This is a genomic window from Streptomyces canus (assembly GCF_030815415.1).
Taxonomy (GTDB): Bacteria; Actinomycetota; Actinomycetes; order Streptomycetales; family Streptomycetaceae; genus Streptomyces; species Streptomyces canus_F.
Genome location: NZ_JAUSWW010000001.1, coordinates 9,431,762 through 9,454,743, shown reverse-complemented (window position 1 = coordinate 9,454,743; position 22,982 = coordinate 9,431,762). Strand labels below are relative to the sequence as shown.

Annotated in this window: 19 protein-coding genes; 11 read left to right on the top strand and 8 right to left on the bottom strand. The window is 71.9% G+C overall.

Annotated features, from left to right (window positions below; all coding sequences use genetic code 11):
* Positions 1-74: 74 nt before the first annotated feature.
* Both QF037_RS43875 and QF037_RS43870 read left to right on the top strand, forming a co-directional pair.
* Positions 75-2,114, top strand: a complete 2,040-nt coding sequence (locus QF037_RS43875) for a beta-galactosidase (RefSeq protein WP_307035255.1) — start codon at positions 75-77, stop codon at positions 2,112-2,114.
* A gap of 118 nt (positions 2,115-2,232) precedes the next feature.
* The gene (locus QF037_RS43870) at positions 2,233-4,272 is read left to right on the top strand and encodes a glycoside hydrolase (protein ID WP_307035253.1); all 2,040 of its coding nucleotides are present in this window, start codon (positions 2,233-2,235) and stop codon (positions 4,270-4,272) included.
* Between the two features lie 258 nt (positions 4,273-4,530).
* On the opposite strand, the gene QF037_RS43865 is transcribed toward QF037_RS43870, so the two are convergent.
* From QF037_RS43865 to QF037_RS43850, 4 genes are all read right to left on the bottom strand, one after another.
* Complete coding sequence (locus tag QF037_RS43865; RefSeq protein ID WP_307035251.1) at positions 4,531-4,743, bottom strand: hypothetical protein; 213 nt, start codon at positions 4,741-4,743, stop codon at positions 4,531-4,533.
* Between the two features lie 5 nt (positions 4,744-4,748).
* Positions 4,749-5,354 carry a DUF5994 family protein gene (locus tag QF037_RS43860; RefSeq protein ID WP_307035249.1) on the bottom strand — a complete coding sequence of 202 codons (606 nt, stop codon included), beginning with the start codon at positions 5,352-5,354 and terminating at the stop codon, positions 4,749-4,751.
* Positions 5,355-5,537: 183 nt separating this feature from the next.
* Positions 5,538-5,936 carry a DUF5994 family protein gene (locus QF037_RS43855; RefSeq protein WP_307035247.1) on the bottom strand — a complete coding sequence of 133 codons (399 nt, stop codon included), beginning with the start codon at positions 5,934-5,936 and terminating at the stop codon, positions 5,538-5,540.
* Positions 5,937-5,978: 42 nt separating this feature from the next.
* The gene (locus QF037_RS43850) at positions 5,979-6,980 is read right to left on the bottom strand and encodes an acyl-CoA desaturase (RefSeq protein WP_307035245.1); all 1,002 of its coding nucleotides are present in this window, start codon (positions 6,978-6,980) and stop codon (positions 5,979-5,981) included.
* Between the two features lie 294 nt (positions 6,981-7,274).
* Between QF037_RS43850 and QF037_RS43845 the strand changes: the two genes are divergently transcribed.
* The 3 genes from QF037_RS43845 to QF037_RS43835 all read left to right on the top strand — a co-directional run bounded on the left by QF037_RS43845 (position 7,275) and on the right by QF037_RS43835 (position 8,844).
* Positions 7,275-7,619: a hypothetical protein gene (locus tag QF037_RS43845; RefSeq protein WP_307035243.1), complete on the top strand. Its 345-nt coding sequence runs from the start codon at positions 7,275-7,277 to the stop codon at positions 7,617-7,619.
* 185 nt (positions 7,620-7,804) lie between these two features.
* The gene (locus QF037_RS43840) at positions 7,805-8,275 is read left to right on the top strand and encodes a DUF5994 family protein (RefSeq protein WP_307035241.1); all 471 of its coding nucleotides are present in this window, start codon (positions 7,805-7,807) and stop codon (positions 8,273-8,275) included.
* Positions 8,276-8,427: 152 nt separating this feature from the next.
* A complete protein-coding gene (locus QF037_RS43835) occupies positions 8,428-8,844 on the top strand; it encodes an ATP-binding protein (protein WP_307035239.1) in 417 nt (138 codons plus the stop codon).
* Between the two features lie 38 nt (positions 8,845-8,882).
* Here the strand turns inward: QF037_RS43835 and bdeA are convergent, their stop codons facing one another.
* Complete coding sequence (gene bdeA, locus QF037_RS43830; protein WP_307035238.1) at positions 8,883-9,818, bottom strand: bis(hydroxyethyl) terephthalate hydrolase; 936 nt, start codon at positions 9,816-9,818, stop codon at positions 8,883-8,885.
* 221 nt (positions 9,819-10,039) lie between these two features.
* Complete coding sequence (locus QF037_RS43825) at positions 10,040-11,569, bottom strand: LuxR family transcriptional regulator (RefSeq protein WP_307035235.1); 1,530 nt, start codon at positions 11,567-11,569, stop codon at positions 10,040-10,042.
* Positions 11,570-11,736: 167 nt separating this feature from the next.
* Between QF037_RS43825 and QF037_RS43820 the strand changes: the two genes are divergently transcribed.
* Positions 11,737-12,309, top strand: a complete 573-nt coding sequence (locus QF037_RS43820) for a PadR family transcriptional regulator (protein ID WP_307035233.1) — start codon at positions 11,737-11,739, stop codon at positions 12,307-12,309.
* A gap of 91 nt (positions 12,310-12,400) precedes the next feature.
* The gene (locus QF037_RS43815) at positions 12,401-14,125 is read left to right on the top strand and encodes an acyl-CoA dehydrogenase family protein (RefSeq protein ID WP_307035231.1); all 1,725 of its coding nucleotides are present in this window, start codon (positions 12,401-12,403) and stop codon (positions 14,123-14,125) included.
* A 106-nt stretch (positions 14,126-14,231) separates the two neighbouring features.
* Here QF037_RS43815 and QF037_RS43810 read toward each other — a convergent pair whose 3' ends face one another.
* Complete coding sequence (locus QF037_RS43810) at positions 14,232-15,716, bottom strand: alpha/beta hydrolase (RefSeq protein ID WP_307035229.1); 1,485 nt, start codon at positions 15,714-15,716, stop codon at positions 14,232-14,234.
* A 357-nt stretch (positions 15,717-16,073) separates the two neighbouring features.
* On the opposite strand from QF037_RS43810, the gene QF037_RS43805 reads away from it, so the two are divergent.
* Both QF037_RS43805 and QF037_RS43800 read left to right on the top strand, forming a co-directional pair.
* Complete coding sequence (locus QF037_RS43805) at positions 16,074-17,444, top strand: diacylglycerol/lipid kinase family protein (RefSeq protein WP_307037677.1); 1,371 nt, start codon at positions 16,074-16,076, stop codon at positions 17,442-17,444.
* The gene (locus tag QF037_RS43800; protein WP_307035226.1) at positions 17,437-18,033 is read left to right on the top strand and encodes a phosphatase PAP2 family protein; all 597 of its coding nucleotides are present in this window, start codon (positions 17,437-17,439) and stop codon (positions 18,031-18,033) included. Before QF037_RS43805 ends, QF037_RS43800 begins: the two co-directional genes overlap by 8 nt.
* Before the next feature lie 55 nt (positions 18,034-18,088).
* Here the strand turns inward: QF037_RS43800 and QF037_RS43795 are convergent, their stop codons facing one another.
* The gene (locus QF037_RS43795) at positions 18,089-20,875 is read right to left on the bottom strand and encodes an ATP-binding protein (protein ID WP_307035224.1); all 2,787 of its coding nucleotides are present in this window, start codon (positions 20,873-20,875) and stop codon (positions 18,089-18,091) included.
* Positions 20,876-21,251: 376 nt separating this feature from the next.
* On the opposite strand from QF037_RS43795, the gene QF037_RS43790 reads away from it, so the two are divergent.
* Both QF037_RS43790 and QF037_RS43785 read left to right on the top strand, forming a co-directional pair.
* Entirely contained in the window at positions 21,252-22,220 is a 969-nt protein-coding gene (locus tag QF037_RS43790; RefSeq protein ID WP_307035222.1) for an alpha/beta hydrolase, read from the top strand.
* 20 nt (positions 22,221-22,240) lie between these two features.
* Positions 22,241-22,957 carry an alpha/beta fold hydrolase gene (locus QF037_RS43785; protein ID WP_307035220.1) on the top strand — a complete coding sequence of 239 codons (717 nt, stop codon included), beginning with the start codon at positions 22,241-22,243 and terminating at the stop codon, positions 22,955-22,957.
* The last annotated feature ends 25 nt before the right edge of the window (positions 22,958-22,982 follow it).

The window sequence follows — 22,982 nt, the reverse complement described above, 5'->3', positions numbered from 1 at the left end:
GCACCACAGCTCGGACGCCGGGCGGCGCGGCACCTCGCCGCGCCGCCCCGCGCATCACCTTCGGAAGGACCGCCATGATCTCCACCCTCCACTCCCGCAGACGCGGGGCGGACGGTGACCCCACCCCGCGTCTCGCCTTCGGCGCCGACTACAACCCCGAGCAGTGGCCCCGGGAGGTGTGGGAGGAGGACGTCCGGCTGATGCAGGAGGCCGGTGTCACCGTCGTCTCGGTGGCGATCTTCTCGTGGGCACGTCTGCAGCCCGGCCCGGACGAGTGGGACTTCGGCTGGCTCGACGAGGTCATGGACCTGCTGCACGCCGGCGGCATAGGCGTCGACCTGGCGACCGCCACCGCCTCCCCGCCGCCGTGGCTGACCACGGCCCACCCGGAGATCCTGCCGGTCACCGCGACCGGCGAGACCCTGTGGCCGGGCGCCCGCCAGCACTGGCGGCCCACCTCCCCCGTCTTCCGCGAGCACGCCCTGCGCCTGGTCCGCGAGATGGCGACCCGCTACGCCGACCACCCCGCGCTGGTCGCCTGGCACGTCTCCAACGAGCTGGGCTGCCACAACATCTACGACTACTCCGACGACGCGGCCCGCTCCTTCCGTGACTGGCTGCGGGCCCGCTACGGCACGCTGGAGGCCCTCAACCACGCCTGGGGTACGGCGTTCTGGTCACAGCGCTACAGCGACTGGCAGCAGATCCTGCCCCCGCGTCTGGCGGCCTCGCACCCGAACCCGACCCAGCAGCTGGACTTCAAGCGCTTCTCCTCCGACGCCCTGAAGGACTGCCTGCGCGCGGAGCGGGACCTCCTCAAGGACATCACCCCGGACGTCCCGGTCACCACCAACTTCATGGTGATGGGCGAGACCAAGGGCATGGACTACGCGGACTGGGCCGAGGAGATCGACTTCGTCTCCAACGACCACTACGTCCTCCCCGGCCCGCAGTCGCGCGATGAACTGTCCTTCTCCGCGAACCTCACCAGCGGCATCGCGGGCGGCCGGCCCTGGTTCCTGATGGAACACTCCACCAGCGCCGTCAACTGGCAGCCGGTGAACGTGGCGAAGCGGCCGGGCGAGCTGGCCCGGGACTCGCTGCTGCACGTGGCGCACGGCGCCGACGCCGTGTGCTACTTCCAGTGGCGCCAGTCGGCGGCCGGCGCCGAGAAGTACCACTCGGCGATGGTCCCGCACGCCGGGGCCGACAGTGAGCTGTTCCGCGCGGTGGCCGAGCTCGGCGCCACCCTCAAGACCCTGGCACCGGTGGCCGGTTCGGCCCGGGAGAGCGCGAAGGTCGGGATCGTCTTCGACTGGGACTCCTGGTGGGCGAGCGAGCAGGACTCCCACCCCACCTCGCTGCTCGACTACCGCCAGGAGGGCCTGGACTGGTACTCGGCGCTCCTCGCACTCGGTGTGCGCGCCGACCTGATCACCACCAGGAGCGACTTCGCGCGCTACGACGTGCTGATCGCGCCCGTCCTGCACGTGGTCCCGGCGGAGCTCGCCAAGGAGCTGACCCGCTACACCGAGCAGGGCGGCCACCTGGTCACGACCTACTTCTCCGGCGTCGTCGACCAGAACGACCACGTCTGGCTCGGCGGCTACCCCGGCGCCCTGCGCGAGCTGCTCGGCATCCGTGTCGAGGAGTTCGGCCCGCTGCTCGCCGAGGAGTCGGTGTCCCTGGACGACGGCTCGACCGGCACCCTGTGGACCGACCGCATCACCCTGGCCGACGAGCGCACCGAGGTCCTCGCCCGCTACGACTCCGGCAACCAGGCCGGACGGCCGGCCGTGACCCGGCGGACGACGGCCGCCGGTTCGGCGTCCTACGTCTCCACGCGCCTCGGCGTCGCGGGGCTCACCTCGCTGCTGCCGCGTCTCCTCGACCCGGCCGGCGTGACGAGCGAACTCCCGGTCGAAGCGCGCGGACGCGTCGAACTGGCCGTGCGCGGCAACACCGAGGAGAAGTTCCTGTTCCTGGTGAACCGGACCGACGACACGGTGCCACTGCCCGGGTTCACCGGCGACGTGCTGTACGGCACGGCCGCCGACGACGGGCTGGTCCTGGGGCCGCGCGAGGTCGCCGTGGTACGCCGACCGACGGTCTGACCCGCCCCCCATCTCTGTCTCCCCGGGCGGCACATGGCCCGCCCGGGGGCGCCCCTTCCCGTACCACCGGCGGGAGGGACCACCGCAGCGTTTCCACCTATGAAGCTGGGAGCACACGATGGCAGGACTCACCCGCAGCAGACGGCTTCTCGGGGCCGCGACGATGACCGCGCTGGCGACCGGAGCGGCACTGCTCTCCGTGCCCGCGCCGCTCGCGCAGGCCGACACGGTCACCGCGTCGGTCACCGTCCGGCCCGATCCGTCGTACAAGCAGGACAAGTTCGAGGGCTGGGGCACCAGCCTGGTCTGGTTCGCCAACGCCACCGGCGACTACCCGAAGGAGATCCGCGAGAAGCTCGCCGATCTGCTCTTCGGCGACGACGGTCTGGCGCTGAACATCGCGCGCTACAACATCGGCGGCGGCAACGCCCCCGACGTGAAGGACTACCTGCGTGCCGGTGGCGCGGTCGAGGGCTGGTGGAAGGCGCCTGCGGGCACGACCCGCACCGACACCGACTGGTGGAGCGCCGACGACTCCGCCGACTGGAACGGCAAGGCCGACGCCACACAGCGCTGGTGGGTCGATCGCATCAAGAAGGACATCACCCACTGGGAGACGTTCTCGAACTCCCCGCCGTGGTTCATGACCGAGAGCGGCTATGTCTCGGGCGGGTTCAACGCCAACGCCGAGCAGCTCAAGGAGAGTTCGGTCGACGACTTCGCCGCCTACGTCGCCGGGGTGACGAAGCGGCTGGAGAAGTCCGAGGGCATCAAGGTCGACACGGTCGACCCGTTCAACGAGCCGAACACCGGTTACTGGGGCACCCGTCTGGATGCGAACGGCGAGCCGGTGGGCGGCCGTCAGGAGGGTGCGCACATCGGCCCCGCGATGCAGGAGAAGGTGCTGGCCGCGCTGGCGCCCGCGCTGAAGAAGGCCAAGGTCAAGGCTGAGATATCGGCGATGGACGAGACCAACCCCGGCCTGTTCGCGACCAACTGGAACTCCTACGCACAGGCGTCCAAGGACCTCGTCGACCAGATGAACGTCCACACCTACGGCACCGGTCAGCGCACCACGGTCCGTGACCTGGCCAAGGCGGCCGACAAGCCGCTGTGGATGAGCGAGGTCGAGGGCGACTGGGGCGACGGGCAGAGCTTCACCGACATGCGCCCCGGGCTGGGCCTGGCGCAGCAGATGGTGAACGACCTACGCGAACTGGAGCCCACGGCCTGGGTGTTCTGGCAGCCGGTCGAGGACTACGACAACATGAAGCCGGGCGGCGAGTCCGCCAAGGGCGGCAACTGGGGTTCCATCCAGCTGCCGTTCAGCTGCACGTCGGCCGACACCCTGAAGTCCTGCCCGATCTACACGAACACGAAGTTCGACACGGCCCGCAACTTCACGCACTTCATCAAGCCCGGCGACAGCCTGGTCAAGGTGGACGACACCTCCAGCGCCGCCGCGGTGACGAAGGACGGCAAGGGCGCCTCGCTGGTCCACGTCAACTCCACGACCGCGCCGCGCGCGGTGACGATCGACCTGTCGAAGTTCGGGAAGATCAAGCGTGACGCGACCGTCACCCCGACCATCACCGACGCCGCGGGCAAGCTCGTGAAGCAGGCCCCGGTCCGGGTCGTCGACTCCAAGGCGACGTTCACCGTCCCCGCGCAGTCCGTGACCTCGTTCGCCATCAAGGGCGTCTCCGGAGTCGCGAAGGACTCGAGCCTGTTCAGCAAGGGCACGTCCTACACCCTGACCGGTGTGCAGAGCGGCAAGGCGGTGACGGTCGGTGCGAACGGTACGAGCCTGACCATCAACTCGGCCAACGGCACGGTCGCGCAGGAGTGGCGGCTGGAGGCGAAGTACGGCAAGAAGGGCAGCAACCGTGCGCGCTACGTCTTCGCCAACCCGGCCGAGGACAAGCGGCTCGCCGTGCGGGACAACGTGCCGGTGATCGAGGCCGACACGGGTGAGCGGGACCCGGCGACCGAGTGGATCCTGTCGACCACGGGCGACGGCACATGGACGCTGGTGAACCAGGCGACCGGACGGCTGCTGGAGGTCGGCGGCCAGGCGACGAACGAGGGCGCGGCCGTCACGACATGGCAGGCCAACTCCGGTTCCAACCAGCGGTGGCGGATCACCGAAGCCGGCTGACCAGCACGTTCGGACCCCGAACAGTTCACACAGACGCTCGGCCGGGATTTCCCGGCCGAGCGTTTTGCGTGGTCGAGTGCAGGGGCCGGCGGCTCCGCAGCCCTGCCTCACCCCGTGGCGGGCGCGGCGTGAAGCTCGTGGAGCAGGAAACAGGCGCCGACGATCTCGATGATGCGGGCCAACATCCTTGGCGGATAGTGCAGTTGGAGGATCGTTCCGGCCTCGGTGGCGAGCTGGGAGAACGCAAGGAACGTGGGCTCACTCCGTCGCCTTGCGGGTACGGCGCCTGAGGCGGAGCCCCGCGCGGGCCTTCCGCGGCACCCTCGAGGCCGGTCCCGGGACGGGCATCCCGGAGCGGCCGTAGTGGAAGGCGGAAACGCCGCTGCTGTGCTGCGAGTTGAGCAGGTGAATGAGGAGGACCCCGAGGACAGTCATCGCCACGATCACGGCCACGGTCACGAACATGTCCATGGCCCTCACCGCCCCGTCGGCTGATGCGGCAGCCCGGCGGTCACGGCCGGGATCCGTGGGCGTACGGCCGGGTCGCGGGCCTCGTGTCCGCCTTCGGAGTCCCAGACCGCTTGCACGGTCCGGTCGTCCTCGTACACCGTCCGCAGGCTCGCGGCCTCCTCCATCAACCGGCTCGCGGTCGATGTGCGCAGCGGGTCGCTCGCGGCGGCCATCAGCCAGGCGGCCGTGCCGGCCGGCGTCCTCGGCGGGATCACCAGAAGATTCCAGCGGCCCATGCGGTACGAGAGCAGCAGCAGTTCGTTCGGGTCCTGCTCGTTCGCGAACCAGCCCACCTTCACCACATGCCCGGCGACGGGCACCTTGCGCGGGATGACCGGCCAGTGGGTGGGGTTCACCGTGACCCGGGTGATCCGGCCCCACAACGGGTCCAGTACCGCGGTCAGGGAGGGGAGCTCCGCCACGAGATCGTGGGAGCGGGGCCACCAAGCGCCGTCCAGCAGAGCCGGTGCGGAACCGGCCGGCGCCAGCGACAGACGCAGAGGGGGCGAGGAGGACACGGAGGACCGGTGATCGGCTTCGAGTGTCGGCGAGGAGGAGACGGTCGCAGTCATGACGCGGACCCTGCCCCGGGCCGGCTACGACCGGCCCGGCATATTCGATCGCCGAAAACGACACGGCGTGGAAGCCGGTGCGCGGAATATCCTCGGTACCTTCAGCCTACTCCCCGGACAGGCCGAACGGACCGGTCCGGGAAGCGGAACAGCTGACCGCCGTACGTCTCCGATGCCGACCGGTCAGACCTGATCGACGACCGCGGCCGCCATGAGCGGTTCCGCGGCCGCCTCGGTCGTGTCCGGAGGCACGACGAGCAGATCCCAGCGCCCCCGGCCGGGGGCGAGCAGGACGATGGTGTGCGGGGCGGACGCCGTGAGAGACCTGCTCAGTCGTACGACTTGGTTGAAGACCAGCATCCGGCCGGGTACCGCGGACCATGTCGTTCCGTTGACCGTGGCGCTGGTGATGTGACCCCACGCGCGGGGCAACCCCGCGAGCAGCTGGGGAAGTTCGGCGAGCAGGTCGTACGAACGGGGCCACCACGCTCCGTCGATGGGCCGGGGCATACCTCCGCGCGGCGCCAGGCGCAGGCGCAGGACGGGAAGGGAGGGCAGCGGGGGCTGCAGTGCTGTGGTCATGAGATCTCCTGCCAACTGCCTTGCGCGGGCGAGTGGTCGGTGTCAGACGCGGCGGGCGGCGACGCGATCCGGACTCGGCCAGCGCACGTCGTGCACCCATCCGAGCCGCTCGAAGAGGCGGATGACGGCGGCCGACGGGTCGATCTGGCCGCGGTCGACGCCGTGCCGGGCGCTGGTGGGGTCGGCGTGATGGAGGTTGTGCCAGCTCTCCCCGAAGGAGAGCAGGGCGAGCGGCCACAGGTTGGTGGCGCGGTCGTGGCGCCGGGTGCGGAACGGGCGCTCACCGATCAGGTGGCACAGGGAGTTGACGCTCCAGGTGACGTGGTGGAGGAGCGCTATGCGGATGAATCCCGCCCACAGCAGGGCCGTCAGCGCGTGCACCCAGGTCCCGCCGATGAGCCAGCCGGCGCCGAACGGCAGGGCGAGGGTGAGCGCGCACAGCGCCGGGAAGGCGCGGTCGACGGCGCGGATGTCTCGGTCGGCCAGGAGGTCGGGGGCGTAACGCTCCGGCGGCGTACGGTCGTTGCGGAACAGCCAGCCGATGTGCGCGTGCAGCAGCCCTCGCAACTGGCCGCGCAGATGCGTGCCGTAGCGGTACGGGGAGTGCGGGTCACCGGGCCGGTCGGTGAAGGCGTGGTGGCGGCGGTGCGTGGCGACCCAGCCGATGACGTCGCCCTGGAAGCTCATCGAACCGGCCACCGCGAGTGCGATCCGCACCGGCCGGTTCGCCCGGTAGCCGCCGTGGGTGAGGCCGCGATGGAAGCCGACCGTGACTCCGAGGCCCGTGATCGTGTAGAGGACCAGCGCGAGGACGATGTCCGCGGGATGGATGAGGCTCCCCCACAGCAGCCAGCCGACCAGGCCTAACGCCACGAACGGCAGGACGACGATCAGCGCCGTCACCGTGACGTACAGTCGCTCCCCGCCGCCGCGCGCGGGCGCCGGGCCGTCCGACGGGAAGGGGGACATCCCGTCGTAGGCCTGGGGTGGCGGGGCGGTGTCCGGCGGGGCCGGGGAAACAGGCGCGGTGGGGCTGGGTGACATGGAAGGGGCTCCTTGACCTTACGAAGGCCGCTGGGACGGAGGTGCGGCCGGGGTCACGGGCTGCCCCTGATGGGTGGGTGGCGTGCTCAAGACGACCTGTCCGGTAGGCACAAAACACCCTCGTTCTTCCCAAGGTACTCCCCATACGGACGGAAGAGCCCGGCACGCACCTGTCGGCGGCCTCCGCCGGGGCGCGCCCGCACCCGCACCGCGTTGACACGGACCCTCGCCGGACGTTGACTGGCAGCACGGCGCAGGTGGTGCCCCGACACGACGGAAGCGGTACACACGACGATGTACGACCAGACACGCGCCCAACAGCCCGCGGACCAGACCCCGGGCCGCGCCGGACGCCGCACCCCGGGCCCTGAGCCCCTGCTCCCGGCGGAGAGGCGGGAGGAGATCGTCCGGCGTCTCGGACACGCCGTCAACACCTTCGCGGATGCCCCGCGCGAGGCGCTCGAGGAGGCCGAGGCCGCCTTCGACGAGGCCGCCGCCCAGCTCGCCAAGGCCCTTTCGGAACACCGAGAGGCCCTCCGTGCCGACTGGCAGAACCGGGACCCCGAGACGGACTCCACCGAACTCCGGCTCGCGCTGAGGCAGTACCGGGAGATCACCCAGCGGTTGCTGCGCGCGTAGGCGTCCACCGGGTCGTCCACGCCCCCGGACGAGGGTCCTGGACGGCCCGCCCCGCCGCCCCGCCGGGGCGGAGTAGCGTGAGCGAAACCGGGAGTTCTTCGTGCGCCGGCTCGTCGTCGGCGTCGTTCTCGGCGCACCACGACCACCGGGCGGTCGAATCGCTGCCCGGGGACAGGGACCGCGACATGAACGCGCCCACCGGTCAACGCGCCGCGCCCGACCGGGCCTTGCCCGCCCTCCTTCGGCTCACCCTGCGCCCGCCGACCTTTCCGCACGGCCCGGTGAGCGGCGCCTGGTGGCCCCGTTCCGACGACCTGCCGGCCGAACTCCCGGCTCTCATCCAGGCGTTCGACACCGCGCGGGGACGTGTCACGCGGCTGACCGCACACCGCGACACGTGGACGCAGGCGCCGTGCGACCTGCCCGTCGCCGGCCGCACGGTGAAGGCCGCCTGGCTCACGTCCGGGTTCGACCCGCACACCATCCGGCTCTTCTCCTACGGCGTCGGCCACTGGGACCTGCTGGTCGTCCCGCCCGGGACCGAGGCGGCCGCGGCCGCACGGCTGATGGCGGCCGCGGCCGATCCCGCGCTGCGCCGTACCGCGACCGCGCTCCTGGCGGACGAGGACGGGATCCCCTCGGCACCAGGCGCCTGATCCCCGGGTCCGGGAAACCCCGACGCACCGGATCCCGGTTGGCGATCACCAGCACAGGGCATCACGCAAGGACAGGCCCGGCCGGGCCGGACATGCACGGCCCGGGAAGCGGCCACGGGGGACGGTCGTCCAAGGAGGGGAAGTGATCCGCCATGCGTACGCGTCGGCGTACCCATCGGCGTTCCGTACGAGTCGAGTACCTACTGCCCGACCAGGCAGAATCGGCGGGCCGGGCACGGAGGCTGACCGCGCGCTTCCTCGCCCGGCCAGGCCTCGGGGTGACGGGGCTCGACGCCTCACACATCGACGACGCGACGCTCGTCGTCTCCGAGCTGGTCACCAATGCCACCCGGCACGGCGGCGCCTGCCGCCTGTGTCTGCAGATCTCCGGCACCCGGGTGACCGTCGAGGTCTACGACGGCAGCCCCGGCAGGCCACGCGTGCGACCGCTGACGGCCTGGGGCGAGAGCGGACGAGGTCTCGCCATGGTGCGGTGCCTGGCGGAGCGCCTCGATGTGGATCCGCTCGGCGGGGGTGGTAACAGGGTGCGCGCGGTGCTGTCCCTCTGAGCGGTGTGCGTCAGGCGGTGATCCCGGCGTTCCAGGTGTCAGGAGGTGTGCGGGCAGTTGCCGCGGGACTCGGCGATCGTGAGGCTGACGGCCGGCAACGGGCACAGGAACTGCTCGTAGCGGGTGTCGTTGTCGATGAACCGCTTCAGCCAGGAAATGCTGTACTTCGCGATCGTCGTGTTGGACGTGTTCGGGGTGAAGTGGGTCGCGCCCCGCAGTTCGAGGTAGGCGCGGTCGGTGGCGGAGGGCAGGCTCGCGTAGAACGGCTCGGAGTGGGTCGCCACTGGCGCGATGGTGTCTCCGTCGGCGCCGACGACAAGGGTGGGAGTCCTGACCTCCGGCCAGGTCTTGTCCAGGTTCCAGCCGGTCAACGGGATGGCGGCCTGGAGCGAGGGACGGGACTTGGCCGCTTCGATGGTGCCGCCGCCGCCCATGGAGTGGCCCATCACTCCCAGGCGCCCGGCGTCGACGCGGCCCCGGACCGTGCTGCGGTCCACCAGGTAGTCCAGTGCGGCCAGCAACTGTGTGCCGCGGCTGGCCGGTTGGTCGGAGGTGGTCAGGGTGTCGATCGTGAAGACGACGAAGCCCTGGGAGGCGAGTCGCGGGCCGAGCCAGGCGATGGAGGACTGGTAGGCGGTGTACCCCGGTGACACCGCGATCGCTCCGAACGTGCCGTCGGCGGTGCTTGTCGGGTAGTAGATGGTGCCGCCGCCGAAGCCGCTCACAGCGAGTCGCGACACGCTGGTCTCCGAGACGGCGTAGGGGCCGCGGGCGGCCTCGATGCTCGCCGTGGTGGGTGCGGGGCCCCGCTCGTACGGGTTCTCGGCCGCCTGGGCTCCACCGGTCTGCGAGGTCAGCAGGCCGATGAGCGCGGCGGCCGTGGCGACGCCGGAGGCGAAGCGCCCGGAACGGCGGCGTCGGTGGTGGCGGTGCGGGGTCTGCGCGGAACGGGAGGTCTCTGGCTCGTCACTCATGGCGGCTCCTTCGAGAGTGAGGGTTCCGGCGTCCTCGGGCCAGGCATCGTCCGCCGCGTGAAGGGCGTCGTACCCGAGGACGTGACACGAGTCATCCGGCGGGGAACAACGTAGGAGCTGACCAAAAGTCAGTCATCAGTGGAATCACCAGTCATGCCACAGGGCACGCACCCGCACCGCGTCGCACCGTGGAGATCACCGGTCACACCGGCGCACGGACATCAGATCGGTCCCGGCTCTGCCCGGCCCTGGTCCTCGCCGACGTTCGCCATCAGATGCGCGAGGCCGGTGCGCGAGCGGACACCCAGCTGCGTGAACACGTTGCGCAGGTGGTACTCGACGGTCCGGATGCTGATGGACAGCTCCGCGGCGATCTCCTTGTTCGTCGACCCGCGCGCCACATCCCGTGCGATGCGTACCTGCTGCGGTGTGAGCGAGGACAACACCCCCGCCTCGCCGGTCCCGGCCACCTCGCCCGCCGCCCGCAGCTCCGCGCCGGCCCGCCCGGCCCACAGCGCCGCACCGCAGCGTTCGAAACCCATCAGCGCATCACGCAACTGCGTGCGTGCCTCGGTGGGCCGGCGTCGGCGGCGCAGCCACATGCCGAAGGCCAGCTGGGTGCGCGCGTGTTCATACGGGCCGGATGCCTGCTCATGGTGAGCGAGCGCGCTGCGGTACAGCTCCTCGCTCCGGTCCGCGGGCGCGACGAGAGCGCGGCACCGCGCCAACTGCGCCGGAGCCTGTGGGTCGGCGCCGAGATCCGCCCAGACGGCGAACAGGTCGACCATCTCCGTCGCATCGAGGGCCCGGCCGGACAGGACACAGGCTTCGACGAAGCACGGCACGGCAAGGAACCACAGCCCGAAGTGGCCCTGCCGGGCCCCGGGCCGGACCAGCGGAGCCAGCCGGGCGGCCGCCCGCTCGACCTTGCCCGCCCCCAGTTCCGCCCGCGCCTGGGCCCACTCCGCGAGAAACGCGGCCTGGGCCAGCCCATGGGGTTGCGCGACGGCCAGGACGTCCGCGATCCGCGCACGGACCGTGGGCAGGTCACCCGCGATCGACAGCACGAGCGCACGCACGGCCGACAGGTCGGCGGCGACATTGCGCTGACCGAGTCTCTGCGCGAGTGCCACTCCTTCCTCCGCGTGGGCCCTGGCCTGGGGGTGGCGTCCCTCCCGCAGCTCCGCGTAGGCGAGGTGCGCCAGGATGCCCGGAACCCTGGCCTCCGCTCCGGCCGAGCGCGCGGACGCCAGGGCGAGGCCCAGGAGCCGGCGCGCGGTGGGGAGCCGGCCCAGCAGGAGGGCCGCCTCGCCGGCCTCGCGGAGCTCGTTCGTCTCCGCCCGGGTCGTGACCTGCCGCAACCGCGCCTCCAGGACCGCGTGGGCACGTCGGAAGTCCCCTTCCACCATGGCGCTCATCCCGATGCGGTGGGACCTCCAAGCGGCCTCGGGGCATCCCTCGGCACAGAGCGTGGACTCGCTGCCGGCTCCGCAGGTAGGGCAGGGGCCCACCGTGAAGACGCGTCGGTAACTGTCGTGGTCACCGGCAGCCCAGGCCGCCGATGCCGCTGCCAGCAGGGCGCGGCGAGCCAGCGGCGGGTCCGTCTCGCGCAGCCCTGCGGCGGCACGCAGCAGCGCCGAGCAGGCATCCGCCACGGGTCCGTCGCGCAACAGTTCACGACCGTGCGCGAGGGCACGGTGGGCTGCCGTGTCGGTGCGGGCCGAGGAGACGCCGCGAGTCTCGTCGTTCACACGCATCACCGCCTCCAAAGCGTCGACCGCAGCCCAAAGAATGGCCAACAACGGCTCGTCCGTCGACCGTCGGCGCGACATTCCGTGGTCCCTGCACAGAGTGAGCCGCGTCGCATCGGCAGGAGCGAGACTTGCTATGCAACGAGTTGCATAGCACGATCGGCGTCATGGCGCTCGAACACGCGATCTTGGTGTCGCTCTTGGAGAAACCGGGGTCCGGCTATGAGCTGGCACGGCGCTTCGAGCGGTCCATCGGCTACTTCTGGACCGCGACCCACCAGCAGATCTACCGCGTCCTCAAGCGTATGGAGAACGACGGCTGGGTCGACGTCCGGGACGTCCCGCAGCAGGGCCGGCCGGACAAGAAGGAGTACTCCGTCGCCGACCTCGGCCGGGCCGCGCTGTCCTCGTGGCTGCACGATCCGATCGAGCCGGACAGTGTCCGCCACGACCTGGCGGTGAAGATCCGGGGTGCCGCCTTCGACGACCCGGCCGCCCTGATCCACGAGGTGGAGCGGCACCGGCAGGCGCACCGAGCCCGGCTGGAGCACTATCTCGCGGGCGAGGAGCGAGACTTCACCGGGCCCGAGGCGAGCGCGGCCGCTCCGCAGGAGCCGCTGGATGCGGAGCGAGAGCTCCAGCACGTCGTACTGCGCGGCGGCATCGCGTACGAGCGCATGATGATCGACTGGCTGGAGGACGTGCTGACCACGCTGACCCGGTTCGCTCCGGACCACTGACGTCGCCGCACCCGCCGCCCGCACTGCCGCTCCCCTCCAGCCGCCCACCTCATGATTCCCATCCGTCCGCCCGCCGAAAGAGGCCCTCATCATGGCTGACCAACTGCTCTTCAACCCGCGCACCTACGACCCCGCGCACTTCGACCCCGAGACACGCCGCCTGCTGCGTGCCACCGTCGACTGGTTCGAGGAGCGCGGGAAGCGACAGCTGATCGAGGACTACCGGACCCGCGCCTGGCTCGGGGACTTCCTCGCCTTCGCCGCGAAGGAGAACCTGTTCGCCACGTTCCTGACGCCGGCATCCGCCGCACCGCAGGGAGCCCCGGACAAGCGGTGGGACACCGCCCGCATAGCCGCGCTCAACGAGATCCTCGGCTTCTACGGCCTGGACTACTGGTACGCCTGGCAGGTCACCATCCTCGGCCTCGGCCCGGTCTGGCAGAGCGAGAACACCGCGGCCCGCGACCGCGCCGCGGAACTCCTCGACCAGGGAGAGGTGTTCGCGTTCGGCCTGTCCGAGAAGGCCCACGGCGCCGACATCTACTCCACCGACATGCTCCTGGCGCCCGACGGCGACGGCGGCTTCCGCGCCACCGGCTCCAAGTACTACATCGGCAACGGCAACGCCGCCGGACTCGTCTCCGTCTTCGGCCGCCGCACCGACGTCGAGGGCCCCGACGGCTACGTGTTCTTCGCCGCCGACAGCCGTCACCCGAACTACCACCTGGTCAAGAACGTCGTCGACTCGTCGAAGTTCGTCAGCGAGTTCCGCCTGGAGGACTACCCCGTCACGGCCGACGACGTCCTGCACACCGGCCGCGCCGCCTTCGACGCCGCACTCAACACGGTCAACGTCGGCAAGTTCAACCTGTGCACCGCCTCCATCGGCATCTGCGAACACGCGATGTACGAGGCCGTCACCCACGCCCACCACCGCGTCCTCTACGGCCGCCCCGTCACCGCCTTCCCGCACGTGCGCCGCGAGCTGACCGACGCGTACGTCCGGCTCGTCGGCATGAAGCTGTTCAGCGACCGCGCCGTCGACTACTTCCGCTCCGCCGGCCCCGACGACCGCCGCTACCTGCTCTTCAACCCGATGACGAAGATGAAGGTGACCACGGAGGGCGAGAAGGTCATCGACCTGATGTGGGACGTGATCGCCGCCAAGGGCTTCGAGAAGGACAACTACTTCGGCCAGGCGGCCGTGGAGATCCGCGGCCTGCCCAAGCTGGAGGGCACGGTCCACGTCAACCTGGCGCTGATCCTGAAGTTCCTGCGCAGCCACCTCCTCGCCCCGGCCGAGTACTCGAGCGTGCCGACCCGCCTCGACGCGGCCGACGACGACTTCCTGTTCCGGCAAGGTCCGGCCCGCGGTCTGGGTTCGGTGCGCTTCCACGACTGGCGCCCCGCCTTCGACGCGTACGCGCATCTGCCCAACGTCGCCCGCCTGCGCGAACAGGCCGACGCGCTCTGCGAGTTCGTCGCCACGGCGGGACCCGACGCCGAGCAGAGCCGCGACCTCGACCTCGTCCTGTCCATCGGTCAGCTCTTCGCGCTCGTCGTGCACGGCCAGCTCGTCCTGGAGCAGGCCGCCCTGACCGGACTCGACGCGGACGTGCTCGACGAACTCTTCGCCGTCCTCGTGCGGGACTTCTCCGGACACGCCGTCGAACTGCACGGCAAGGACTCGGCAACCGAAGAGCAGCAGGAGTGGGCCCTGAGCTCGGTCCGCCGACCGGTCGTCGACACGGCACGCACGGAGCGAGTCTGGCAGCGGGTCGAGGCGCTGGCCGGCGCGTACGAGATGGCCCCGTAGCCGCCGCGCACACAGCACAGGTGGCCGGGCTCCCCGTGAGCCCGGCCACCCGCGGCCGAACGTGACCTTCGGCCGCACCCCGGTCACCGCGTGCGCGGGCCGGCACTCACCGGGCGGGCGCGTCGCAGGTGACGTCCGTGGCCGGGAGTCGGCCGGTGGCGAGATAGGCGTTGACGGTGGCGTCGACGCACGGGGTGCCGTGGACGCCGTACACCGCGTGCTGGTCGGCCCCGCGCAGGGTGACCAGGCGCGAGGAGGGCCACATCCGCCGCACCGCTGTGGCGCCCTCATAGGTGGTGCGCGGGTCGCCGGTGGCGTTGACGAGCAGGGCCGGGAGGTCGTCCCGGATGCTGGTCGGACGCTCGCGGGGCCGGTCCCAGAAGGTGCAGGGGCTGAGGTTGTACGTCACGGCCCCGAGCAGCGGGTCCTTCGCGCGGGCCCGCTGGACGTCACGCCAGTACACCTCCGGGTCCCGCGGGGCCGCGGCGTCCCCGCACAGGATCGCGGACTGGACGCTGCCGTAGTGGGAGTCGGTGCCGGTCAGCTCGAACCCGAGGACCTCGGCGAGCCACGGGGAAGGGGTCACCGGCTGCCGGTCCGCCGCGCGCAGCAGGTCCCGCATCCCTTGAGCGAAGTCCCCGTAGGCGGCGTCGTTGTCCTGTGAGAGGCCGTTGAAGACGACAAGGGGCATGACGTGCTCGTCCACCGCGTAGTCACCGAGCCGCAGCGGGGTGCGGGCCGCGGCGGCCTGGACACGGTCCACGGCGGCCAGCACCGCGCCACGGGTACGGCCCAGACCGTACGTGGTGTCCCGGGCGGCGGCCCACGAGGCCCAGCCCTCCAGCGCGCGGCGGTTGGCCTTCTCGGTGCCCTTCAGCAGCCGGGGACCGTACCGGGCCGGGTCCAGGACACCGTCCAGGACGACCCGGTCGGTGCGGCGGGGGAACATCGTGGCGTACACCTCGCCGAGGTAACTGCCGTACGAGTACCCGAGATAGGAGATCCGCCGCTCGCCGAGCGCGGCGCGGACGACGTCCATGTCGCGCGCGGTGTTGCGGGTGGTGACGAACGGCAGCACAGCGCCCTCGTGCCGCCGGCAGAGCTGCGCGAGGTCCTCGGAGAAGGCCGCCACGCGGTCGAACCCGGCGCGGTCGACGCCCGCGCTGCGGAACGCGGAGCCGGTCGGCCACTCGCAGTCCAGCGGGGTGCTGCGGCCCACAAAACGGGGGTCCACGCCCACCACGTCGTACCGTGCCGCGACGTCCTTCATCGCCTTGCTCACCCACGGCGGGTCGCCGAGCGTCTGCCCGCCGGGGCCGCCGCCGTTGATCAGCAGCGGGCCGACGCGGCGGGCGGTGTCGGTGGCGCGGATCCGGGAGATCGCGACGGTGATCGTACGGCCGTCGGGGACACCGTAGTCCAACGGCACGGTCACGTCGGTGCACCGGGCGCCCGCCTGCTCGAGCTCCTTGCCGGTCGCGTCGTCCGGGCCGAGCACACAGCTTTTCCAGTCGAGGCGCTGGTGGTGGTAGCGGGCGAGGGGGTCGGAGGCCGCCTGTGCCGGGAGGCCCGTCACGGGTAACGCGGCCACGGCGAGAGTGGTGGCGGCCAGGCCCAGGGTGGCCCTTCTCGCCGTTCCCGAAGCGCCTTGCGGTATGTGAGGTGCTTGCGGTGGCCGCGGTGCGCGGGCTGTCCGGATCACTGCTGGTTCCCCTTCCCCTCTGTCGGTGCTGTCGGTTCTGTCGTGTCAGAAGCTATGCACGCGCCTCAGCGGGGTCACTCGGGCTGGCGGCCGATTCGCGGTGGGGGCAGCACCAGCTCGGAACAGGGGGTATGCCCCCTAAGATCGTGGGGCCGTCGATCTTGGCGAGGCCCATGGCGGACACGACGCAGTATCCGGACCGTGCGAGGAGAGAATGGCTCCGACCACCCGACTCGCTGGAGCGCCATGAACACGGTCCGCTCGACGCACGTCACGGAGCCCGACGGCTCCGACAAACGGGCGCGCGCTCTGGCCAGACTCGCCCTGCTGTGTGTGGCGGGTGCCGTCGCGTCCGTGGTGGCGGGCGCGGGCCAACTGCCGGTACTGCTGCTGGGCCTTGGCGGGCTGGGAGTGGCCGGCGCGGGTCTGTGGTGGGCGCTTGCGCACCGGGGGCTGGCGCGTGTGTGCGGCGCTCTCCTGGCCGTGGGTGCTCCGGTGGGCGTGCTCGTCCTGTACGCCGTCTCAGGTCTGTGGCTCGTCGCGGTGGCGGCACTGGGGGCGTGGGTGGCGGCGCTGGCCTGTGCCAGGAGTGCGTTGCGCCGTCGGCGCAGGCCGCACGGCATGCGCTCGCGTTCCGTCCGGCCGCCCGGCCGACCGGTGCTGATCATGAATCCGCGTTCCGGAGGCGGGAAGGTCGGCCGGCACGGACTGGTGGAGCGGGCGGAGGCGCTCGGCGCCCGGGTGATCCTGCTCGACCTCGACACCCGCCCCGACCCGGCGGCGCTCGCCCGCCAAGCCGTCGCGGACGGCGCGGATCTGCTCGGTGTGGCCGGTGGCGACGGCACGCAGGCCCTGGTGGCGGAGGTGGCCGCCGCCCACGACGTACCGTTCATGGTCCTGGCCGCCGGGACCCGCAACCACTTCGCGATGGACCTGGGCCTGGACCGCGCCGACCCCGCCGGTGGCCTCGACGCACTGTCCGACGGTGTGGAACTCCGCGTGGATCTGGGCGACGTGGCCGGGCTACCGTTCGTCAACACGGTCTCCTTCGGGGCGTACGCCGAGATCGTGCAGAGCCCCGACTACCGCGACGCCAAGGCGATCACCGTCCTCGACCAGCTGCCGGACCTGCTGCTCGGCGAGGCCGCGGCGAAGCTGGAGGCCCAGGCCGACGGCGAGCGACTACCGGTCCCGCAGGCCCTGTTGGTGAGCAACAACCCCTACGCCCTGGCCGACCCGCTCGGCGCCGGGCGCAGAGAACGCCTCGACGCCGGCCGGCTCGGAGTGCTCGCCGTCCGGATCGAGGGTGCCGCCCAGGCCGCCGAACTGGCGTTGCGGGGCGAACGGGCCAGCGGCATCACCTCGCTGACCGCACGTCAGGTGACCGTCACGGCTGACGCCGACCTCATCGCCGTGGCCGTCGACGGTGAGGCGCTGACCCTGGCCCCGCCGGTCGTGTGCACGGTCCGTCCCGGAGTCCTGCGGGTCCGGGTGCCCCGGCACCGGCCCGGCGCGTCCTACACAGCTCCGTCCGTGGACTGGCGGCACATCGTCCACCTCGCCCTCGACCGAACTCCCCCATCCACCCGCACGACGCAGGAGCAGAGTGATGTCTGACCGCCCGCAGCGCCATGACGGCGCCCCCCGAGCGCTGTTGCGTGATCTCGCCGCCCTCGACCAGGCGCTGTACGAGGCAGTGAAGATCACCGACACTCCGACCCTGGACCACGCCCTGCGACGGCTGTCCGCGGCGGCGGACCACTCCAAGATCTCGTTCGCGGTCGCCGGGCTGCTGGCACTGTGCCCCGGTCGGCCCCGCCGTGCCGCGGCCCTGGGCGTCGCGGCCATCGGTGTCGCCTCGGCCGGGGCGAATCTGCTCGGCAAGCAGCTGGTACGCCGGCCCCGGCCCCATCGGGCCGAGGACTCGCCCTTTCCCGGACGGCACGTGCCCATGCCCGCGTCCGCCTCTTTCCCCTCCGGCCACACCGCCTCGGCGGTCGCCTTCGCGGCCGCCGTGGGCCCCGCTTTCCCCGCCGCCACGCTTCCGCTGGGTCTGCTCGCCTGTGCCGTCGGCTACTCCCGTGTCCACACCGGTGTGCACTATCCGGGCGACGTGATCGCGGGCGCCGTGCTCGGCACCGGCGCGGCGGCCGTCATCCTCGCCGCGTCCGGCTGGGACCGTCCTCGCCGGCTCCGGCTGCCCTGATTCCGGCACGCCTCCGCGCCGAGGAGACCACCGAAGGCGGGGTAGTCGCTCGGCCTCACACCCCGTCGACGTCGCGCAGTTGGGCGCGGGCGGTGATGCCGAGCTTGGGGAAGATCTTGTGCAGGTGGAAGCCGATGGTGCGCGGTGAGAGATAGAGCCGCGCACCGATCTCGCGGTTGGTGAGGCCCTCGGCCGCCAGCCGGGCGATCTGCAGCTCTTGGGGTGTCAGGTCGGCGACGACGTCGGGTGCGGCGGCCGGCGTCGCGGTCACGCCCGCGGCGCGGAGTTCCGCCGTGGCCCGCTCGGTCCAGGGGCGCGCGCCCAGTCGTTCGAAGGTCTCGAGGGCGGTGACCAGCAGGGGACGTGCCTCGGCGGTGCGTCGGCGGCGGCGTAGCCACTCGGCGAAGTCGAGGTGGGCCAGGGCGTGTTCGAAGGGCCAGCTCGCGGCCGCCGCGGCGCCGGTCGCCGCGCGGAAGTGCGGCTCGGCGGCCTCGGGTGCGCTCAGCAGGGCCCGGGCGCGGTGCACGATCGCGGCGAGGCGGGCGGAGCGCGGCCGTTCAAGGGCGCGTTCCGCCGCGTCGAGCACGGTGCGGGCGTCGTCCGTCCGGCCGGCGCGGACGGCCGCGGCGGCGAGATCGGCGAGGTAATACAAGGAGGCGTGGTAGTGGACGGGGGCCGGGCGGGCTTCGTCGGTGAAGGTACGGCGCAGTTGGCCGTACGCCGTCTCGTGGTCGCCCTCCGCCAGGGCGGCCAGCGCGAGCGCGTGCCGGTGACGTACGTACAGGCTGCGGGCCTTGCGCAGGTCCCGGTCGCGGACGGCGTCCCGCACCTGGGCGCGTGCACCGTCGTGGTCGCCGCGGGCGGCTCGTACGGTGGCCTGCAGCAGTGGTGATCCGACGCTGACGTTGTCGGCGCCCGCCTCCGTCGCCGTCCAGAAGGCGTTCTCGGCGGCTCCCAGCGCCGCGTCCCATGCTCCGCTCTCGAAGCACGCGAGCGCCAGAGCCTGTGCGACGGTGCAGTTGACGCCCGCGGTGGCGGCCTGTCGCAGGTGGTCCATGGCCTGGCCGAGGAGACGGACGGCTTCGTCGGTCTCGTCCAGGATCCAGGCCGCGCCGCCGAGTGTGACGAGTCCGGACAGCGTGCGGTCCGAGTCGTCCGGCAGGGTGTCGACCGCGTGGGCGAGGTTCTTCAGTGCCTGGGGCCGGTCCGTGAAGGGATGGGTCGCCGCCCGCGGCCAGACGCGGTCGCTCTCGTTCGGCTGCGATGCGATCAGACCGTCGATCCGCTGGATCTCGTGCCGGTAGCGCGGATCGCCCGAGTTGTACGCCGGGGCAGCGGCCGTTCCCAGGGCGCTCAGGGCGAGGGCCGGTGCCGGGGTGGCCATCGATTCGGCCACCGGGAGCAGATGGGCCACGGCGTCGTCGTGCCGCAGCGTCACCGCGAGGGACCAGCCGGCGCGCAGGGAGGCCTCGGCGAGGAGTCGGGGATCGTCGGTCAGCGTGGTGACGCGGCCCGCGATCTCCCCCACCCACTGCGGATGCCCCGCGTACATGGCCGACTCGGCTGCGGCGAGCAGGCGGCGGGCGCGTTCCGGCGGGTCGGGGGTGAGCTCCGCGGCGCGTTCCAGGGCGGTCGCCGCGGCCGCGTGTCCGCCGCGGTGCCGGAAGCGTCGCGCGCTCTCGGCCAGCACGCGGGCGATGTCCTCGTCCGGGCCGAGGGCGGCCGCGGCGAGGTGCCAGGCGCGGCGGTCGGGTTCGCGGGCGAGGGCGGCGGCGAGGGTGAGGTGGGCTTCGCGGCGTTCGGCGAAGGAGGCCGCCTGGTGGACGGCGGAGCGCACCAGGGGGTGGCGCAGCCGTACCTGGCCGCCCTCGACACGCACCAGCCCCGCCTGCTCGGCGGGTTCCCACACTTCCGGTCCGCCCACGTCCGGGAGGTCCGTCAGTTGTGCGGTGCCCGCGGCCGCCGCCAGCAGCAGGGCTCGTCGGGTCGCTGGTGGCAGTGCGGGCAGGTCGGCGGCGAACAGGCGCTCGAGACGGGCGGTCAGAGGCAGCGAATCGACGGCGGCGAGGTCGCGGCCGCCCGGGTCCCGGGCGAAGGCTCGGGTGAGCTCGATCAGGGCGAGGGGATTTCCCGCCGCCTGCTCGATGATCCGGGCGCGTATTCGGCCGCGCGGTGGCGTCGGCTGCGCGTCCAGCAACAGCCCGGCGGCGGCCCGGTCCAGTGGACCGGCGGTCAGATGCGGGAAGTCCCGGTCGAAGCGGGCCGGCACGGCTTCGTCGCGTGCCGCCAGCAGCAGGGCGGCGCGTTCCCCGTCAAGTCGCCGGGCGACGAAAGCCAGTACATCCAGCGAGCTCACGTCCAGCCACTGGGCGTCGTCGACAGCGATCAGGAGCGGGCGCTGTCGCGACGTCTCCAGGAGCAGCGTCAGCACCGCGGTCCTGATCGACAGCGGGTCGGACGCGGTCGTCGCGTCGGCCGTCTCCATGGCCAGCGCGTGGCGCAGGGCATCGCGCTGGCGGGCGGGAAGCCGCTCGATTCCGCCCAGCACGGGGTACAGCAGCTGATGCATCCCGGCGAAGCCGAGATCCTGTTCCCCCTCGCAGCCCCGTACCCGCAGCACGCGCAGGCCGCGCTCGGTGGCCCGCGCGGCGGCCCGGTCCATCAGGGTGCTCTTTCCCGCTCCGGGCTCTCCGGTGAGCACGAGCACGCGAGGACTGTCGCCGTCGAGCGCGTCGATCAGGCGCGTGATCCGCGACAGTTCACGGTCCCGGCCCAGGAGCAAGGGGGTGTGCTCCTGCCCGGCCTCGACGTCACCGAGGCCGCCCGAGCCACCGAATTCCATGAAGTACCGCTCCCACCCGCCGCCGTTAACGTCTCATTTTGCCAGCTCGGCGTCGCACGACCGGTCACATGACAGAAGCGCCGGCCGTCTCCTGGATGACAGCATCCGATCATCGGGCGCTTCGCAGAGGACTGCCCGGATCGCCGGCGGTGCCGATCCGGGAACGTGGGCGGACGTCCGGCAGCCGGTCCGACGGAGGGCCGCATCGCGGGGAGGGCGACGCGGATCGACCGCACGGCCTCCCCTGGTGTGCGGTCCTGGACCGCTACCGGTGCACTGGTACCGGGGCACCGGCACGCAACCGCCGCCGATCGCCTGATTCCGGCGCCGTGATCGAGGCGCCCGCAGCACTCGTCAAGAACCTGAGGAGAACGACATGTCTGACGCCGTGGAACCGGTCCAGCCGGTGCTGGAGCCGGCGGCAGCCGCCTTCGCGGAGGCGACCGCGAACCCGCCGTACCTCTTCGACCTGGGCCCGGCCGAGGGCCGTAAGGCGGTCGACGAGGTGCAGTCCGGGGAGATCACCAAGCCCGCGATCGACGAGGAGTGGATCACCGTGTCCGGCGGGCCCAGCGGCAGCGTCCGCACCCGCATCGTGCGCCCGGCGGGCGCCCAGGGCACCCTTCCCGTGATCCTCTACATCCACGGCGCGGGCTGGGTCTTCGGCAACGCCCACACCCACGACCGCCTGGTGCGTGAACTCGCCACCGGCGCGAACGCCGCGGTCGTCTTCCCCGAGTACGACCTCTCCCCCGAGGCCCGCTACCCGCTCGCCATCGAACAGAACTACACCGTCGCCCAGTGGATCGTGCAGGAAGGCGCCTCCAAGAACCTGGACGCCACCCGCATCGCGGTCGCCGGGGACTCCGTGGGCGGCAACATGAGTGCCGCGCTCACCTTGATGGCCAAGCAGCGCGGGGACGTCCCGCTGGTCCAGCAGGTGCTGTTCTACCCGGTCACCGACGCCGCCTTCGACACCGGCTCCTACCACCAGTTCGCCGAAGGCTACTTCCTGCGCCGCGACGCCATGCAGTGGTTCTGGGACCAGTACACCACCGACGAAGCCGACCGCGCCCAGATCACCGCCTCCCCGCTGCGCGCCACCACCGAGCAGCTCACCGGCCTGCCCCCGGCCCTCATCATCACCGGCGAGGCCGACGTCCTGCGCGACGAGGGCGAGGCCTACGCCAACAAACTCCGCACCGCCGGCGTCCCCGTCACCGCCGTCCGCTACCAGGGCATCATCCACGACTTCGTCATGCTCAACGCCCTGCGCGAAACCCACGCCGCCCACGCCGCGATCAACCAGGCCATCACCACCCTGCGCACCGCGCTGCACGGCTGATCCGACAAGGAGATCCCCACATGTCCACCACTCCCACCGTTCTGCTCGTGCACGGCGCCTTCGCGGACGCCGGCAGCTGGGCCGGGGTCATAGAAGAGCTCCAGAGCGACGGCATCCCCGTGATCGCGCCCCCCAACCCGCTGCGCGGCCTCGCGTCGGACGCCGCCTACATCGCCTCCCTGGCCTCCCAGATCGACGGCCCGGTGGTCCTGGTCGGCCACTCCTACGGCGGCGCGGTCATCACCGTGGCCGGTGCCGCGGAGAACGTGGTCGGCCTGGTCTACGTGGCTGCCTACGTCCTCCAAGAGGGCGAGAGCCTCGGCGAGTTGCAGGGGCGCTTCCCGCTCTCCCCGCTCGTGAGCAACCTCAAGCAGTGGACGTATCCGGTGCCGGGCGGCGACCCGGCCGTCGAGGTCACCATCGCCGAGGACGCCTTCCCGGCGGTGTTCGCCGCCGACGTGCCCACGGAGGTCACCAAGGTTCTCGCGGCGACCCAACGCCCTCTGGCCGCAGGGGCGTTCGAGGAGACCGCGCCCGTGGCGGCGTGGCAGACCAAGCCGTCCTGGGCGCTGGTCGCCGGCGCGGACCAGGCGATCAATCCCGAGGTCGAGCGCTTCGGCGCCAAGCGGGCCGGGGCCACGATCGTCGAGTCGGAGGGCGCTTCGCACGCCGTGGCGGTCTCGCGGCCCATGGAGGTCGCCGACCTGATCCGTGAGGCGGTCCGCGCGACGAGCTGACGGCACGCGGACCGCACGGCGCGGC

Coding starts and splice junctions, on each gene's coding strand:
- QF037_RS43875 (WP_307035255.1), top strand. CDS start 75: ATGATCTCCACCCTCCACTCCCGCAGACGCGGGGCGGACGGTGACCCC.
- QF037_RS43870 (WP_307035253.1), top strand. CDS start 2,233: ATGGCAGGACTCACCCGCAGCAGACGGCTTCTCGGGGCCGCGACGATG.
- QF037_RS43865 (WP_307035251.1), bottom strand. CDS start 4,743: ATGGACATGTTCGTGACCGTGGCCGTGATCGTGGCGATGACTGTCCTC.
- QF037_RS43860 (WP_307035249.1), bottom strand. CDS start 5,354: ATGACTGCGACCGTCTCCTCCTCGCCGACACTCGAAGCCGATCACCGG.
- QF037_RS43855 (WP_307035247.1), bottom strand. CDS start 5,936: ATGACCACAGCACTGCAGCCCCCGCTGCCCTCCCTTCCCGTCCTGCGC.
- QF037_RS43850 (WP_307035245.1), bottom strand. CDS start 6,980: ATGTCACCCAGCCCCACCGCGCCTGTTTCCCCGGCCCCGCCGGACACC.
- QF037_RS43845 (WP_307035243.1), top strand. CDS start 7,275: ATGTACGACCAGACACGCGCCCAACAGCCCGCGGACCAGACCCCGGGC.
- QF037_RS43840 (WP_307035241.1), top strand. CDS start 7,805: ATGAACGCGCCCACCGGTCAACGCGCCGCGCCCGACCGGGCCTTGCCC.
- QF037_RS43835 (WP_307035239.1), top strand. CDS start 8,428: ATGCGTACGCGTCGGCGTACCCATCGGCGTTCCGTACGAGTCGAGTAC.
- bdeA (WP_307035238.1), bottom strand. CDS start 9,818: ATGAGTGACGAGCCAGAGACCTCCCGTTCCGCGCAGACCCCGCACCGC.
- QF037_RS43820 (WP_307035233.1), top strand. CDS start 11,737: ATGGCGCTCGAACACGCGATCTTGGTGTCGCTCTTGGAGAAACCGGGG.
- QF037_RS43815 (WP_307035231.1), top strand. CDS start 12,401: ATGGCTGACCAACTGCTCTTCAACCCGCGCACCTACGACCCCGCGCAC.
- QF037_RS43805 (WP_307037677.1), top strand. CDS start 16,074: ATGAACACGGTCCGCTCGACGCACGTCACGGAGCCCGACGGCTCCGAC.
- QF037_RS43800 (WP_307035226.1), top strand. CDS start 17,437: ATGTCTGACCGCCCGCAGCGCCATGACGGCGCCCCCCGAGCGCTGTTG.
- QF037_RS43795 (WP_307035224.1), bottom strand. CDS start 20,875: ATGGAATTCGGTGGCTCGGGCGGCCTCGGTGACGTCGAGGCCGGGCAG.
- QF037_RS43790 (WP_307035222.1), top strand. CDS start 21,252: ATGTCTGACGCCGTGGAACCGGTCCAGCCGGTGCTGGAGCCGGCGGCA.
- QF037_RS43785 (WP_307035220.1), top strand. CDS start 22,241: ATGTCCACCACTCCCACCGTTCTGCTCGTGCACGGCGCCTTCGCGGAC.